The 15,836-nt window shown below is 41.1% G+C and carries 12 protein-coding genes, 1 pseudogene and 1 CRISPR repeat array; of the genes and pseudogenes, 1 reads left to right on the forward strand and 12 read right to left on the reverse strand.

Annotated features, from left to right (window positions below; genetic code table 11):
• Positions 1 to 15: 15 nt before the first annotated feature.
• The 10 genes and pseudogenes from ADI74_RS03625 to ADI74_RS03670 form a co-directional block, all read right to left on the reverse strand.
• On the reverse strand, positions 16 to 708 hold the full coding sequence (locus ADI74_RS03625; RefSeq protein ID WP_049537075.1) for an alpha/beta hydrolase: 693 nt from the start codon (positions 706 to 708) through the stop codon (positions 16 to 18).
• Positions 689 to 1,699: an ABC transporter substrate-binding protein gene (locus ADI74_RS03630; RefSeq protein ID WP_049537077.1), complete on the reverse strand. Its 1,011-nt coding sequence runs from the start codon at positions 1,697 to 1,699 to the stop codon at positions 689 to 691. The genes ADI74_RS03625 and ADI74_RS03630 overlap by 20 nt, the downstream gene beginning before the upstream one ends.
• A 19-nt stretch (positions 1,700 to 1,718) precedes the next feature.
• Positions 1,719 to 2,472, reverse strand: a pseudogene (locus ADI74_RS03635) (ABC transporter ATP-binding protein).
• A 1-nt stretch (position 2,473) separates the two neighbouring features.
• Positions 2,474 to 3,520, reverse strand: coding sequence for a FecCD family ABC transporter permease (locus tag ADI74_RS03640; protein WP_049537078.1), 1,047 nt, complete (start codon positions 3,518 to 3,520; stop codon positions 2,474 to 2,476).
• A 233-nt stretch (positions 3,521 to 3,753) separates the two neighbouring features.
• Complete coding sequence (locus ADI74_RS03645) at positions 3,754 to 4,365, reverse strand: CadD family cadmium resistance transporter (RefSeq protein ID WP_049537080.1); 612 nt, start codon at positions 4,363 to 4,365, stop codon at positions 3,754 to 3,756.
• Positions 4,366 to 4,663: 298 nt separating this feature from the next.
• Positions 4,664 to 5,087: direct repeats of the CRISPR family, unit length 35 nt; unit sequence GTTTTTGTAGTCTCCAAAATTGTGATCGATAAAAC.
• A 307-nt stretch (positions 5,088 to 5,394) separates the two neighbouring features.
• On the reverse strand, positions 5,395 to 5,664 hold the full coding sequence (gene rpsO / locus ADI74_RS03650) for a 30S ribosomal protein S15 (RefSeq protein WP_001018251.1): 270 nt from the start codon (positions 5,662 to 5,664) through the stop codon (positions 5,395 to 5,397).
• 144 nt (positions 5,665 to 5,808) lie between these two features.
• Entirely contained in the window at positions 5,809 to 8,517 is a 2,709-nt protein-coding gene (locus tag ADI74_RS03655) for an ABC transporter permease (protein ID WP_192833028.1), read from the reverse strand.
• The gene (locus tag ADI74_RS03660) at positions 8,513 to 9,214 is read right to left on the reverse strand and encodes an ABC transporter ATP-binding protein (protein WP_049537083.1); all 702 of its coding nucleotides are present in this window, start codon (positions 9,212 to 9,214) and stop codon (positions 8,513 to 8,515) included. The genes ADI74_RS03655 and ADI74_RS03660 overlap by 5 nt, the downstream gene beginning before the upstream one ends.
• A 118-nt stretch (positions 9,215 to 9,332) precedes the next feature.
• Positions 9,333 to 10,025 carry a phosphoglycerate mutase gene (locus ADI74_RS03665; RefSeq protein ID WP_000240124.1) on the reverse strand — a complete coding sequence of 231 codons (693 nt, stop codon included), beginning with the start codon at positions 10,023 to 10,025 and terminating at the stop codon, positions 9,333 to 9,335.
• 186 nt (positions 10,026 to 10,211) lie between these two features.
• On the reverse strand, positions 10,212 to 10,592 hold the full coding sequence (locus tag ADI74_RS03670; RefSeq protein ID WP_000856379.1) for a hypothetical protein: 381 nt from the start codon (positions 10,590 to 10,592) through the stop codon (positions 10,212 to 10,214).
• A 206-nt stretch (positions 10,593 to 10,798) separates the two neighbouring features.
• Here ADI74_RS03670 and ADI74_RS03675 point away from each other — a divergent pair, with 206 nt between their 5' ends.
• Positions 10,799 to 11,590 (forward strand): nucleotidyltransferase domain-containing protein, encoded by a 792-nt coding sequence (locus tag ADI74_RS03675; RefSeq protein WP_049537084.1) that lies wholly within the window; start codon positions 10,799 to 10,801, stop codon positions 11,588 to 11,590.
• Between the two features lie 407 nt (positions 11,591 to 11,997).
• Here ADI74_RS03675 and ileS read toward each other — a convergent pair whose 3' ends face one another.
• Positions 11,998 to 14,790: an isoleucine--tRNA ligase gene (ileS, locus tag ADI74_RS03680; protein WP_049537085.1), complete on the reverse strand. Its 2,793-nt coding sequence runs from the start codon at positions 14,788 to 14,790 to the stop codon at positions 11,998 to 12,000.
• A gap of 251 nt (positions 14,791 to 15,041) precedes the next feature.
• The gene (locus ADI74_RS03685; RefSeq protein WP_049537087.1) at positions 15,042 to 15,836 is read right to left on the reverse strand and encodes a DivIVA domain-containing protein; all 795 of its coding nucleotides are present in this window, start codon (positions 15,834 to 15,836) and stop codon (positions 15,042 to 15,044) included.

Raw genomic sequence — 15,836 nt, forward strand, 5'->3', positions numbered from 1 at the left:
CAAGGGATATTTCTTTTATTCAATCTCCCATTTCTTTGCCAACCAGTTAGAAAAAGCCACAAATCGCTCAGCAACTTGCTCATGATGCCCATAGGGATCAAAGACAAACTGACCAGTCGGATAACGTTTCTGAAGACTGGTATGGATCTGCTCAGCATAGGTTGGTGCTTGAGCCAAGCGATTGGTATGATGGGCTCCTTCTGTTTGACCATTCTGTAAATACAGTAAACAGTCCAAATTTTTCACCTTTTCTTCCTTGCAGTAAGCCACAAAATCAGGATACCAAAAGGAACCGCAGATAGAGAAGATACAGGAGACCTTATCAAAATGGAAAAGACTGTATACTGCCACCAAACCACCTAGTGAGTAACCTCCATAAGCAAGGCGATTTTTATCCAAGCGATAAAGCGACTGCAACTTGTCTAAAAGACCTCCAAATAAAAGATCATGATAGGCATTTGCCTGACCACCAAAATCTGGAGCTCCATCTCTCAGAGCAGATGCCTTCCATGGAGTGTAGTCATCTAGGCGATTTTCAGAAGTCAAACCCACTAAAATCACAGATTCTGAAAGGGAGGATAGGAAATCCAAGTTTCCATCATTCAAGAGAATAACTGGATAGGTTTGATTGGGATCATAGATCGAAGGAAGGCTGACCTTGACTTGGATCCCTTCCCAATCAAACTCATTATTTATTGATAAAATCATTGATTTTCTCAAGGGAATCAATCACTGCTGGACCATAATCCATCAACTCATCGTAAGAAATGGTCATGATTTTTTGATTCTTAATTGCAGGAACGTTTTCCAAAACTTCATTTGCCTTCATCAACTCTACAGCTGTGGCATCCAATTTTTTATTGCGGTCGCTGGTTACATAGATAATCAACTCAGGATCCATTGACACGAGATTTTCCAAGGTCAAGCCTGATGTTCCCGTTGCAACGTTGGTATAACCAAGTTGATTCAACAAGCTCTCTTGCAAAGCAGACTTGTAAGCACCGAAGGTTTCGTCATTATAAGCAACCATAATCAAAGCCTTTTTCTTTTCACCTTGGCTTGTTGAATTTGCTTTCTTAACAGCGTCAATTTTAGCTTGTAATTGGGCTGCGTATTCATTAGCCTTGTCCTGCACATTAAAAATCATTCCAAGATTTTTGACATCTTCTACAATATTCCCTAAATCTTGCTGAATCGTTGAGAGAGAAGCTTTTTGCGTATAGACTGGGATTTTGTTTTCATTCCAAGTGCTAACTGTCCCCAAGGATTTTTCAGAAAACATCATATTTCGACCCATTACTGCGTCCGGCTCATAAGAAAGGACTGTCTCTTGTGAAACTGTTTTTTTATCGCCAATTTGAGGAATCGTCGCAATCGCGTCTTTGTATTTGTCTGTTACAGCATTGTCCGGGTTGAGCATGCCAGCAATTTTATCCTTCAAGCCTAACTCCAATAAGATTTCAGTGGTTGACAGATTGTTGGTGATAACTTTTTCAGGTGCCTTGTCAAAGACTTGTTCGACTTCATTCCCTTTAGCGTCATAGGTTTTGACCGTTAGTGGATAAGTCGTCTCTGTGCTGGCTTTTTGACTTGTTTCTGTGCTAGACTGTGTGGTAGTTTTTTCTGTAGTAGTATTGCCACAAGCTGCCATGGTTAGGGTAGCTACTGTTACGAGTAAAATGCTTAGTGTTTTTTTCATTTTGTTTTCCTTTTCATTTTTATAAATAGTGAATCATGGCTTGCTGATCCTCAGTCCAAGTCACCTGACTTTGAACTCCATATACAGTTTGCAATGACTCAGGGGTGATGGTCTCCTTTGGAGTCCCTTGGTAAAGGATTTCTCCCTCTTTCATCAGATAGAGATAATCCGAATAGCGACAAGCAAGTTGAATATCATGCAATACAGCTAAAACATTGACCTTAAGATTCTTCACAATGGCCAACAAGTCTAACTGGTACTTGATATCCAGGTGATTGGTTGGTTCGTCCAGGAGCAAGAGAGTCGGTTCTTGCGCTAAGGCGCGGGCTAATAAGACTCGTTGTTTCTCCCCCCTGACAGAGACGAATAGAGACGAGTTTTCTTCTCAAGCATATCCACCTTGACGAGAGCATCTTGAACGAGGGCATAATCTCTTTCCTTTTCCTTCTGTAAAAAAGAGAGGTGGGGAGTTCTTCCCAGCAAGACGATTTCCTCAACTGTACAATCAAACTGCAATTGATTAAACTGGGTGACAACTGCCATTTGCTTGGCTGTTTCTTTGAGTGACCAATGCTCCAGTGGCTTTCCATCTAGGCTTATCAAACCTTTGTCCGCCTTTTCCTGACGATAGAGGAGTTTAAGCAAGCTGGTTTTTCCACTTCCATTTGGCCCTAATATCGTATGAAATTGATGCCCCTCAACCTTAAGAGAAACTCCTTTGAGGATTTTTTCTCTCCTAATCCAAAGTGAACATCCTGACAAATCAAGTCCATATCAGGCCCTCACCTCCCTTCGCCTACCTCCTACAATGTAGATAAAGAAGGGAGCACCTACTAAGGCTGTGAAAATACCAATAGGCAGCTCTGCGTTTGGAATGATGATACGAGAGAGTACATCTGCCCAGATGACAAAGAGGGCACCCAGCAAGGTTGCAATGGGAAAAAGCCTCCTGTAATTCGTTCCTACTAACCCTCGAGCTAAGTGAGGAGTAATCAGACCGACAAATCCAATAATCCCACAAGTTGCCACTAAGACAGCTGTCAGCACAGCCACCACGGTCACGTAAAGATACCAATAGAAGCGTAAGGGAATTCCCAAAGTTAAAGCAGCCTCATCTCCCATCATCATCGCATTGAAAACACGATACTGGGTAGCGAAAAATAGAAAGTCCAATCCTACTACTATAGTTGGCAGGACTAAGTCAGACCAAGTAGTCCCAGCAAGCGAACCCATGGTCCAAAACTTAATAGTCATCACACTGTCCGCATTAGCGCCAACAGAGATAATAAAGTTGGAAAATGCTAGAAAGAGAGCATTGACCACCGTTCCTGATAAGATCAGACTAGAAGTCGTCATCCTGCCCTGCATAGAGGCAATGATGAGGACAGCGATTGTTGCCAAAATAGCTCCAAGGAAAGCTCCAAGGCTAATCACCAATTTTAAACCAAGAATGATGCTTAAGGTTGCCCCTAGAGTTGCACCCGCAGAAATTCCTAAGACATAAGGCTCAGCGATGGGGTTGTTCACTGTGGACTGCATCACACTACCACACATAGAGAGACCAGCCCCTACTATCAGACCTAACAATACTCGGGGGAATCTCATGTTCCATACAATGGCAAGAGTAGACTTGGAAACCTCTCCTATCTCAAGAGGAAATCCTAACCTGCTCAAAATAATCCGATAGGTATCTCCTAGATCAATCGCAACGGACCCCATAGAAACAGCTAGAAAAAGTGAAATTCCTAAAACACTTAGCAAAATACCCAAAAACAACACAAATTGCAAATCTTGTCGGCTTCCAGAAAATTTGGAAAGCATGCAATCCTCCTTTGATAGAATCTTAAAAATTTAGAAAATTCTCATAAAAAGTATACCATATTTTCAACAATGGAACAAGATGAGAAAAATAAATATAGTTGGTCTTACAGTGCTAATAATCGTAACCGAAGATTATACTTGGGTATATCGAGGTAAAGTGACAACATAAAAAGCCCTCTAAAATTAGAGAGTTGATTTGAGCCCGGGCTAAAATCCTAGTGAAACAAAAAAATCTACACGATCAGAAAAGTCTCTATCGTGCCATTTTCATACATGATGTATAGTCCAAGTAGAATGAATACTATGGGCACAATGATTCGCTCGTATTTTTCAATTGTCTCGAATATTAACGGAATAGAGGATAACATCCGACTAATCTCGCAAAAGATAATTATGCCGATTACAAACACAAGCAACGCCACGAGGGTCTGTGACCAATCTAACGAAGCAAAATAAGGTATATAGATACCTAAATTATCTCCGCCAGACGCAATTGTCAGCAATGTAACTGTCCAAAACAGTTGATTTGCCTTGCTTTGTTCTAATCTTTCAATAATTTCTTCCTCTTCTTCCTCACCTTCTCCAACAATTGCAAAGCGAATCCCTAAATAGATAGGGATTAAACCAAGCAATCCAACCATCCATTCTTCAGGCACGAAATTAACGACATAAGCAGCAACTAAACTCGTCCCTACAAGTAAGCCTGTTCCTAGATATTGCCCCGCATAAATATGCCATTTCTGTTTATTCTGTGATAGCTGTGCAAATAAAATAATTAAAATAATTAAATAATCGATACTGGTGGAAATATAAACACCAATAGCAGATATGATTGTCTGTCCCATAAAAACCTCCTGTATTAGTTAGTAATAAATCAGCAGATTTTAGGAGAGCACAGACACATTAATTTAGCTATCGCTAGTGGGTAATGTCGAACGTAGGAAAGCATTTTACTCCTCCTCAAAACGTAGTTACAAAGTAATTTCTAACTGGAATTCGGTGACTACTTCCATGTAAAGTATAACATACTATACTTTACTTCGTAAAGTGTGGGCTCTCCGAGGGGGCTTGCAGACAGTTACTCGGCTTGAAAAGCCGAGTAACTGCGCACCTTCATGGTGTCATTAGCTGATACCATTTGAGGTTTTTGTAGTCTCCAAAATTGTGATCGATAAAACAATTGGCTCATCGTTACAAACAAGCTGGCAGTTTTTGTAGTCTCCAAAATTGTGATCGATAAAACCCACATAGACACCATTGGTAGCAGTCGCCTGTTTTTGTAGTCTCCAAAATTGTGATCGATAAAACTACTATTATGATGGATGTATTAGTTTTACTGTTTTTGTAGTCTCCAAAATTGTGATCGATAAAACAATGTCTCAAGCTTGGTCCCCTTAGGCAGGTTTTTGTAGTCTCCAAAATTGTGATCGATAAAACGCCCATCAGTTTCTTCCTTCCAATCGGATAGTTTTTGTAGTCTCCAAAATTGTGACCGATAAAACCATTTTCGTTCTTCTTGTGTGAGAGTTTCTGTTTTTGTAGTCTCCAAAATTATGACCAATAAAACCTCAATAAAAAAGCCCTCTAAAATTAGAGAGCTGATTTGAGCCCGGGCTAAAATCCTAGTGAAACAAAAAAATCTCCCCGAAGGGAGATGATCTGGTTTATTTTACCTTACAGTGCTAGGAACCGTAACCGAAGATAATACTTGAGTATATCGAGGTAGGGTGACAAAAGTAAAAAAGCTCTCTGAATATCAGAGAGCTCAAGTCTTGCTGGATAAAACGTTTATAGACTAGGCGACGAGGCGAAGATTGTACTAATGGTACATCGAGCTGAAGCCAATGAAGTATAGAAACGTTTTAGACGCAAGATTAGCGACGAAGTCCAAGAGAGTTGATTAACTCACGGTAACGGTTAACGTCGTTTTTACGCAAGTATGCAAGCAAGTTACGACGGCGACCGATTTTCTTCATCAATCCACGGTAAGTAGCGTGGTCTTTTTTGTGTTGTTTGATGTGTTCGTTAAGGTGGTTGATTTCCCAAGTAAGGACAGCAACTTGAACCTCTACTGAACCTGTATCACCTTCGTGACGTGCATATTGTGCGATGATTTCATTTTTTTTCTCTTTTGAGATTGCCATGATGTTTCTCCTTTTTATTTGGCTTCATCCGAGTGACAGGTTGGCATGCCTGTAACCAAGAAGAAGTTATTTGTCTTTACGACAGTTCTTATTCTACCAAGAAGCAGGGACTTTGTCAACTGATTTACTGTTTAAACCCTTGAATTACTCTACTGATTTCAGGGCTTCGAGCATATCCACCTTTCTTAGGTGGTGATTGACAAAGAGGCCTAATAAGGCTAAGATTACAGTCACTGCGACGATTGGAAGAGCATAGACTTCCCAGCTGACTCGTGGATAAAAAAGTATGGTGGCAGGTGAAATCATTTGTATCAAAAATTGATGTAAATAGTAGCCAGCTACCAAACCAAGAACAATCCCCACAAGGGATAGCACTATGGTCTCGCGGTAGATATAGAAGGTCACTTCTTTATTGTGGAAACCGAGAACCTTGATAGTGGAAAGTTCGCGGATACGTTCTGCCACATTGATATTGGTGAGATTGTAAAGAATGACAATGGCTAATAAGACGGAAACAAGAACAAGGATTGCCATGGTTTTATTGAGAGAATTGGCTACAGATTCAAAGAGGTGGATGGCCGTTGCATTTTGGACCACCCCAGAAACAGCAGGTTTTTCCATGAAAACAGCCGCTTCTTTCTCTGTATTGGAAGGTGTTGGCTCTTTTAATTTTACTAAGTAGGTATTGTCTTGTGGACTGGTGCCATAGACTTGTTCGTAAGTCGCTCGTTTGAGATAAACAAAGTGTCCAACATAGTTTTCAGAAATAGCCGCGACCTTGATTTCCTTCCCGTCAAGCTCCAGCTCGTCCCCAACCGTAACACCTGCTAGTTGGGCTAGTTTTTGACTCACGACCGCTCCATCAGTGAACTCCACCTCTTGCCCATTTTCCTCTAATGCGATAAAAGGCTTGAAGTCTTCTCCACTAGTAACCATCATGGTAATCGTTTGAAGGCCTGCTTTTCCTTTGAAATCTTTTTCAATGGTTTTAGAGTAAATCTTTTGATAAGCATGGATACGGTCCACTTGCAAGGCACTTTCTAAATCGGCCTTTTCTTGCTCACTGGCACTGCTCTTTTCCGCTACAATCATCTGGTATTGCTGGATTTGTTCAAATTGACGCTCCACAACTCCTCCTACAGAAGACTGAATACCAAGACCTGCAAATAGGAGAGCAACCGAACCCGCAACTCCAAATATGGTCATCAACATCCGTTGCTTATAACGGAAAATATTTCGCGCTGTAACCTTATGAGTGAAGCTCAAATGACTCCATATAAAGCTCAACCGTTCCATCAAAATCTTTGATCCTTTAACGGGAGGTTTGGGAAGCAAAAGTTGGGTTGCTTCATCGTGTAATTCCCTTCGCGCCACCAGATAAGCTGGCAAAACGCTGGATACCCAACTTAAAGCTAGGGCAAGGAGGCTATAAGACCAGTAAAAATACTCCTGGCTTTTCCCAATGACCATTCCAGCTGTTATAACATCCGAAATGACGCCTGCAAGGAGATAATGTCCAAGAAGCGTTCCTATAAGGGTTCCCACAGTTCCTGCAAGAAAACCATAGAGGACAAACTTGGCAATTATATCTTGATTCCGGTAACCTAGAGCCTTGAAAATACCAGCATTGGTACGCTCTTCATCCACAAAGCGAGTCATCGTTGTAAAGGTCACCATTGCAGCGACCATATAAAGCACCACGGGGAAGATATTCCCGACAGAACGAATGCTTGCTGAAGCGTTACTGTACATGAGATAGCCTTGACCACCTGGCATGGTTTGGCGGTTGTATACATGGTATTTCGGCTCTGCCAGTTCATCCAGCTCTTTCTGACGCTGTTCAAGCTTCTCTTTTTCCTTGGCTAGATTACTCTCTGTCTGAGCCATTTTTTCTTTTTCTGTAGCCAATTCTTCCTTAGCTTTTGTCAGCTGTCCCTCGATTTGACTCTTTTGCGGTTCTGGTAAAGCGGTCGCTTGTTCTTCTTGCGTTTTCAAGCGACTTTCAGCCTGCTCTAACTGACTCTTGCCTTTTTGAAAGTTACTTTCAGCTGTTTGTAGTTGTTCTTTTCCAGCTTCTAAGCTCTTTTGCCCATTTGTTTTGATGCTTACCAATCGTTTTTGACCATTATCAGCAAGCATGTCTTGCAAGTCTTCCTGATGTTGAGCTCGTTTGGTCCTATAGTCTGATGAAAAAGCATCCAGGTTTTTTAAATCATCATAGCGCACACGCGCAATACTATACACTTCTGTATCAAACTGACTGGCTACAAGCACTCCATAGCCAGCTAAACTTCCATTTCCACTACTAGCCCCTCCCAAGTCTTCTTGAGAAAGCATCTCACCCGACTGAACAAATCCTGAAATGGTGTAAGTTTGGGATTTCAAAAAGGACTTCCCCTCTTCTTTCTTGCTAAAGGTGATTGTCTGTCCAATCTGATAGCGGTCTTTCCAGAATTCAGCTAAGGCAATTTCCCCATCAGCCTCTGGAAGTCGCCCTTCTGTCACTTGGAAGGTTGAAATATCCTCTGGCTTGGAATAAAGTCGAATTGCTTCTTCACTTTTTTCAACGGTTAGGTCTGCCATATAGCCAAACTCGACACTTGCTCCTTGAAGGGTCTTTAGTTCGTCCAGATCTTCTTTGTCCAAGCCATAATCAGCTATCACTGCCAGATCCAAAGTATTGGCTTTACGGAGATAATCTTCTGCCGTACGTTCCATATTTGGACTAGTCACTTTGAGCCCTACTAGAGCTAAAGAACCCAGCATCATCAAGGTCAGGATAGAAGCAAAGCGTCCCTTGGAAGCAATCACCGACTGGAACATGTCTTTTCGGTATGTTTTTTTCATGCTAATACTCCAATGTATCAATATCCTGTGGATGCTCATTGATTGTTACGTTCTTAACCGTAGCATCACGCATGTAAATCACCCGATCTGCGATAGGAGCTAACGCGCTATTATGGGTCACGATAATCACCGTTGCTCCTTTTTGACGAGACATGTCTTGGAGAATCTTCAAGACTTGCTTCCCCGTCTGGTAATCCAAGGCACCTGTTGGTTCATCACAAAGGAGGATTTTAGGATTTTTGGCTACAGCACGTGCAATGGAGACTCGCTGTTGCTCCCCTCCAGAAAGCTGGGCTGGAAAGTTATTGAGGCGATGAGCCAGACCTACGTCTTTGAGCACTTGCTCAGGATCCAAGGCATCCGCTACGATTTCTGAGGCCAACTCCACGTTTTCCTTGGCTGTCAGATTAGAGACCAGATTGTAAAATTGAAAAACAAAGCCTACATCTTCACGACGATAGTTTGTTCGTTGGTGCGAACTATAGTTGGCAATATTGGCACCATCAATCCAAATCTCTCCCTCATCATTAGTATCCATACCTCCTAAAAGATTGAGAACGGTTGATTTTCCAGCACCTGAAGCGCCAAGTATGATAACCAACTCCCCTTTTTCAATTTCAAAATTCACATCACGATTAGCCACAATCTCCGTATCCCCAACCTGGTAACGCTTACAGCTGTGTTTCATTACAATATAAGCCATCAGACACACCTTCTCTCAAATAAATTACTTCTTATTATCATTATAACGCTTTTTCAACTAGTTGGAAACCAGAAGCAAAAACAAAAAGCCTAGGAATCCTAGGCTTTCTGTTTATAGATTATTTTCCAAGGTAGTATTCAGAAACTACGTTCAATTTTTCGTCAAATTCGAATACCAATGGTGGGAAGTTAGGAATTTCAACGCCCATGATTTCATCATCTGACAATTGTTTGATGTGTTTAACAAGGGCACGGATTGAGTTACCGTGAGCTCCTACGAATACGTTCTTGCCATCTTTAAGAGCTGGCGCGATTTTGTCTTCCCAGAATGGAAGGGCACGTTCCAAAGTCACTTTCAAGTTTTCAGCATCTGGAACAACTGTATCGTCAAGGTTAGCGTAACGACGATCGTTGTGCGCTGAATATTGATCATCTCTGTCCATATTTGGAGGCAATACATCATAAGAACGACGCCAAATGTGAACTTGCTCATCCCCGAATTGTTCTGCCGCTTCTGCTTTATTTTTACCAGTCAAACCACCGTAGTGACGTTCGTTCAAGCGCCATGATTTTTCAACTGGAACCCAAAGTTGATCTGAATATTCAAGAGCCAAATTAGTTGTTTTAATAGCACGAGTCAAAACTGATGTGAAAGCAATATCAAACTCAATTCCTGCTTCTTTAATCAATTTACCAGCGTCAATCGCTTGTTGTGTTCCTTTTTCAGAGAGGTCTACGTCAGCCCAACCAGTGAAGAGGTTTGCTTTGTTCCATTCAGACTCACCGTGGCGAGCAAAAACTAATTTTACCATTAGAAGTTCTCCTTTTATTTTCCGAGGTAACCCTCGTTTATCTATTCTATTTTACACAATTTTTCACAAAAAAGCTAGTTAAAATCAACTAAAAAGAGAAGAGCTTATCAGTCTTCTCTTTATCACACTATCATAATTGTTCTCGATAGAGGATGAAATAGTCCCCAAAAAATAATTGGAAAACTACTACTCTTCAATTACAAATTTTTTCAATGTTCCAAAGTAAAGTGAACCACCAATAATGGTTAGAATTCCACCTACCCATCCTAAAAATGGAATCAAGCCGACCGCACCACCTACAATGAGCAAGACAGAAGGTGCATTCGTAACACGTTCATCATCTTTATAATACACAATAGCCACAATTCCCAATACTAAAACAGCAATTTTAACCAATGACAAAATAATTGAGAGCCCTGTTAATGTCCCAACTGTTACATCTGCGTCTTCAGTTGCCGCAGCAGCTCCAACAGCCATGATAAACATGATGACTGGCGCTAAAAGCAATACAATTCCTGAAATAAGACCAAAAATAGCGTTAACACGAGCAAGTGTATTTGTTTTCATAATATAATCTCCTTAAAATTTTTATAGGTATCATTCTATCATAATTCATCTAAAAATTAAACAATCTTATAAAATTTTATAAAATAAAAACTTGCATAATATGAAATAAAATTAAGCAAATATGTAGAAAGAAATTTCCATTTCACTCTTGCTAGTCTCCTTACTTTTTGTTAGAATGATATCAAAAAATAACGAAGGTTAGCATTATGCCACAACATCTCTTTAAAGAATTGGTTCAACTGGAGCAAGTAGAGGCTCTAGCTCTAGGAGGATCACGAGCTGGACAAGATTTTGACAAAGACTCTGACTATGATGTATATGTCTACCTCAGTGCTCCTCTCTCGCCAGACATACGAAAAGAAATTCTCAGTAAATACTGCTCCTATATGGAAATTGGCAATCAATTTTGGGAATTGGAGGATGATTGTGTTCTCAATAATGGCATCGAGATTGAACTGATTTACCGCTCTTTAGACGAATTCGACAAAGATTTACAGATCGTAGTTTTAGAGCACCAAGCCCAGAATTCTTACACTACTTGTATGTGGTACAATCTACTCAACAGCAAGATTCTCTACGATCGAGATGGTCACTATGCTGCCCTCCAGAAAAAGTACAATCTTCCTTATCCAGCTGAGCTGAAAAAGAATATCATCAATAAGCAATTCCTGCTTCTCGACCAAGCTATGCCAGCTTTTTCAAGACAAATCAAAAAAGCCCTCAAACGCCAGGACTTACTCAGCATCAATCACCGCAGTAGCGAGTTTTTCGCTTCTTATTTCGATTTGCTCTTTGCCTTCAATGAACAGCTCCATCCAGGAGAAAAACGCATGCTCCAGTATGCCAAAGAAAATTGCTCCCGCCTGCCTCGGGATTTTGAATCCAATATCCAAGACTACTTCCAACATCTCTACCAGCCAGACCAGCAACAGAAAGCGGTCCTAGCCTTGGATAGACTCCTAGACAATCTTAAGCACTTGATTGAACCATCCATCTAGAATTTCAACAGATAAAAAGCTCATGAAGCCAGTTTTTTAGCTGATTCATGAGCTTTTTAAATCTTCACAATATATAGCAATTCATTAGCCGACAAAAAAGCAAACATTCCAGTTCCCTTCTGTCAGAAATTCATTGACCCTTTAACTTTAAACTTTTTGAGGCTTTTAAAAATTGGAAACCATCAATCGTTGCTAGGATTCCTCCTAATCAGATAAATTTTGAAGTTAGAATAGCAACTTTCAGAAATGACAAATAATCAAAAAAACTATTAGTACTCCAACTATCATATCTGAATCTCCTATTGCTACAACAATTCCAAAAAATATAGATAGAAAAAGCAATACAATACTTGAAACCAGATAAAAAATACAGGAAACTTTCCTGTATTTTTTAAACAACCTATAGCTTATTTCGCTTCAAATCCTTCTGCGACTGCGTCTGCAAAGTTTTCTTCTACAATACTTGCACAGTGGTCACAGATGACTGCATGGTAGCTACGATCTGCAGTAGTTGGATCGATACGACGGCAACGGTCACATACTTCACCTGCAGCACATTTAACTGTGAAAGCTACATCCTCAAAGCTAACTGCACTCTCTGGTGCTGCACCTTCTGCGATGGTCAATTCTGATACAATCAAGAGTTGAGCTACATTGCTATCCACTGCTCCAAGTAGAGTTTTCACAACTTCATTTGGATAAACTGTCAAGTGTGCTTCAAGTGATTTACCGATTACTTTTGCATTACGAGCTTCTTCCAATGCTTTTTGAGCTTGTCCACGGAAGTCCATGAAGGCAGCCCAGGTATCCAAGATTTCTTCTTGGTTAGCAAATGTTTGAGCTTCTGGCAATTCTGACAATTGCACAAAGTCTTCAGCTTCAAACTCAAGATATGACCAAATTTCTTCTGCAGTGTGAGGAAGGATTGGTGTCAAGAGTTTGGTGATTTTCACAAGAATGTCATAGAAAACAGTCTGCATTTGACGACGTTCAAGTGATTTGGCACCTTCGATGTAAACAACGTCTTTGGCGAAGTCAAGGTAGAAGGCAGACAAATCAACGTTAATAAAGTTCACCAAAGCCTTGTAGATTGTCAAGAATTCAAAGTCAGCATAGGCATCACGAATTGTTTTCACAAGTTGATTAAAGCGAATAGTCATGTACTTATCAACAGAACGTAGTTCATCGTAAGCTACTGTATCCTCAGCTGGGTTAAAGTCAGAAGTGTTGGCAATCAAGAAACGAAGGGTGTTACGAATCTTACGGTAAGTTTCGGAGACTTGGCTCAAGATATCCATAGAGATACGCACGTCGTTGCTTGAGTCTACACTTGTTACCCAGAGACGCAAGATTTCCGCACCAAATTGTTTTTCAACATCGCTTGGGGCAATGGTATTTCCAAGAGATTTAGACATCTTCTCACCCTTACCATCAAGGGCAAATCCTTGTGACAAGATTTGTTTGTATGGCGCTACGCCATGGTTGGCAACAGATGTGATAAGTGATGAGTTGAACCAACCACGGTATTGGTCAGAACCCTCAAGGTAAAGGTCTGCTGGGTATTTGAGTTCTGGACGGTTGACTACTACTCCATTCCATGACGAACCTGAGTCAAACCATACGTCCATGATGTCTGTTTCTTTTTTGAACTCGCCATTTGGTGAACCTGGATGGGTAAATCCTTCTGGCAAGAGGTCTTTGGCATCACGTTCCCACCAGATAATAGACCCGTGTTCCTCAAAGAGTTGAGCCACGTGCTCGATCGTTTCAGCAGTCATGATTGGTGTGCCATCTTCAGCGTAGAAGATAGGAAGTGGAACACCCCAAGCACGTTGACGAGAGATAACCCAGTCGCCACGGTCACGGATCATGTTGTAAAGACGCACTTTACCCCATTCTGAGTGGAATTTCACTTTTTCAATTTCGTCCAAGATTTCTTGGCGGAATTTAGATACAGAAGCAAACCACTGTGGAACAGCTCGCCAGATGATTGGTTTCTTGGTACGCCAGTCAAATGGGTATGAGTGAGAAATTTCTTCCTGAGCAAGGAGTAAATCACCCAGTTTTTCGATAACAGTCGGCACAACCTTGTCATAGAACTGACCTTCAAAGTCAGAGCCAGCATTTTCCATCATAATACCGCGTTCGTTAACTGTTACAGCAACTTCAAGGCCGTTGGCAACACCGACATTGTAGTCGTCCTCACCAAAACCAGGGGCTGTATGGACAATACCAGTACCAGAGTCAGTCGTAACGTGGTCACCAAGGATTACCAACTCATCTACAGCCGTATCCCATGGGTGAGCTGTCACGATTTGGTTCAATTCTTGACCACGGTAGGTTGCCAAGACTTGCACATCCGCCCAGCCAAATTTCTCAGACAAACTGTTCAACAATTCTGAAGCAACTACAAACTTACGAGATTCACCAGCTGGTTGAACGACTACGTAGTCAATATCAGCTCCAACTGTCAAACCACGAGAAGCTGTGATAGTAAATGGAGTAGTTGTCCAAACTACGATGTAAGTATCTGTATCTAGGACACCTTTTCCGTCTTTGACGCGGTTAGCATAGTAAAGGGAAGTTGAAAGCAAATCATGGTATTCAATTTCCGCTTCAGCAAGAGCTGACTCAGAAGACCATGACCAGTAAACTGGCTTGGCACCACGGTAGATGTAGCCTTTCTTAGCCATTTCACCAAAGACACGGATCTGAGCCGCTTCATAGTCCGGAGTCAAAGTCACATAAGGATTTTCCCAGTCACCAGAAACACCCAAACGTTTAAAGTCTTCACGTTGTTTATCTACTTGAGAAAGAGCGTAATCACGGCAAAGTTTCAAGTACTCAACCAAGTCCATTTCTTTGCGTTTGACACCTTGTTTTGCCAAAACTTGCTCGATTGGCAAACCATGAGTGTCCCAACCTGGAATATAAGGCGCATAAAAACCTGACATAGACTTCGAACGAACAATAATATCTTTGGAAATCTTGTTCATAGCATGTCCAACGTGGATATTTCCGTTTGCATACGGAGGTCCATCATGCAAGGTGAAATGCGGTTTTCCTTGGTTCAATTCTTGACGACGTTGGTAAAGTTTTGCTTCTTCCCATTCTTTTTGCCAAACTGGCTCTTTGGTTGGAAGACCAGCACGCATTGGAAAGTCTGTTTTTCCAAGATTAAGGGTATCTTTGAGTTTCATTATATCTCCTTTAATTTAAAATGACAAAATAAAAACCACGATTCGCAAAAAGGACGAAAATCGTGGTACCACCTTTGTTCGAAAAAAGACAGCGTCTCTTTTCCTCTTTTCCCGTAACGTGGGGAACGTCCAGTCTTACTGCTTTCAGACTGGATTGCTTGAGAGGATAATCTAACCACTAGGGATTGCAGGACTCGCACCATCTCCTGCTCGCTGAAAATATAGTTGGTTAGACCTTGTTCTCACTTTTTTTATAGGATAAGAACAGATTCTTTGTTTGCATCGTCCTCAGTTGCTGCAGTAGCTTCTACTTCAACTGACTCTTCATGCTGGACAATTTCTTCTGTATGTTGATTTTGTTGGGCTTCAAATTCAGCCAATTCTTTGTTGCCTGCCTCGATACGAGCTTGCAATTCTGCTACCTCTTCTGGAGTGAATTGACGAGTCATATCAATTGGTTCTTCCTCTGGTTGTAAAGATACTGATTCACCAAGAACTTCAGCAACTACCTCTTTAAAGGCTTCATCACTTGTTTGAAGGTAAGTAGCTGTTGGACGTAGAATATCTTCCCAATCAGATGATTCAACAATAGCTAACTGACTTTCAATCGTTGATTTAAGACGCTGATGGAATACACGGCTCTTATTCTTCAATTCTTCAGTCTCAACAGCGACTTTCTTAGCATTATCTGTTGCCTGACGGAGAATTTCGTTTGCCTTGTATTTCGCTTCTTCGAGCAAACGCTGAGCGTCTTGTTCAGCTTGTTGAATAATATTGTTTGAACGTTCTTGAGCAGCTTGTTTGACACGCTCAGCAGTATCCTGGGCAATCAAAACTGATTGGCTCAAGGAATCCTTCATTTCATCAAAGTAAGACAAACGTTCTTCCAAATTCTTGATGCGTGTTTCTTTGTCGTGATTGCTACGAACCAAGTCTTCATAATCACGAACAACGATATCCAGAAACTCGTCTACTTCTTCTGGGTCAAAACCTCTAAATCTTGTACCAAAGGTTTTATCTTTAATTTCTAACGATGTAATTGGCAT

This window comes from Streptococcus pseudopneumoniae (assembly GCF_001074565.1).
Classification (GTDB): Bacteria; Bacillota; Bacilli; order Lactobacillales; family Streptococcaceae; genus Streptococcus; species Streptococcus pseudopneumoniae_J.

What these genes read in the sequence shown, in the direction of transcription:
- ADI74_RS03625 (WP_049537075.1), bottom strand. Translation starts at nt 708, where the DNA reads ATGATTTTATCAATAAATAATGAGTTTGATTGGGAAGGGATCCAAGTC.
- ADI74_RS03630 (WP_049537077.1), bottom strand. Translation starts at nt 1,699, where the DNA reads ATGAAAAAAACACTAAGCATTTTACTCGTAACAGTAGCTACCCTAACC.
- ADI74_RS03640 (WP_049537078.1), bottom strand. Translation starts at nt 3,520, where the DNA reads ATGCTTTCCAAATTTTCTGGAAGCCGACAAGATTTGCAATTTGTGTTG.
- ADI74_RS03645 (WP_049537080.1), bottom strand. Translation starts at nt 4,365, where the DNA reads ATGGGACAGACAATCATATCTGCTATTGGTGTTTATATTTCCACCAGT.
- rpsO (WP_001018251.1), bottom strand. Translation starts at nt 5,664, where the DNA reads ATGGCAATCTCAAAAGAGAAAAAAAATGAAATCATCGCACAATATGCA.
- ADI74_RS03660 (WP_049537083.1), bottom strand. Translation starts at nt 9,214, where the DNA reads ATGGCTTATATTGTAATGAAACACAGCTGTAAGCGTTACCAGGTTGGG.
- ADI74_RS03665 (WP_000240124.1), bottom strand. Translation starts at nt 10,025, where the DNA reads ATGGTAAAATTAGTTTTTGCTCGCCACGGTGAGTCTGAATGGAACAAA.
- ADI74_RS03670 (WP_000856379.1), bottom strand. Translation starts at nt 10,592, where the DNA reads ATGAAAACAAATACACTTGCTCGTGTTAACGCTATTTTTGGTCTTATT.
- ADI74_RS03675 (WP_049537084.1), top strand. Translation starts at nt 10,799, where the DNA reads ATGCCACAACATCTCTTTAAAGAATTGGTTCAACTGGAGCAAGTAGAG.
- ileS (WP_049537085.1), bottom strand. Translation starts at nt 14,790, where the DNA reads ATGAAACTCAAAGATACCCTTAATCTTGGAAAAACAGACTTTCCAATG.
- ADI74_RS03685 (WP_049537087.1), bottom strand. Translation starts at nt 15,836, where the DNA reads ATGCCAATTACATCGTTAGAAATTAAAGATAAAACCTTTGGTACAAGA.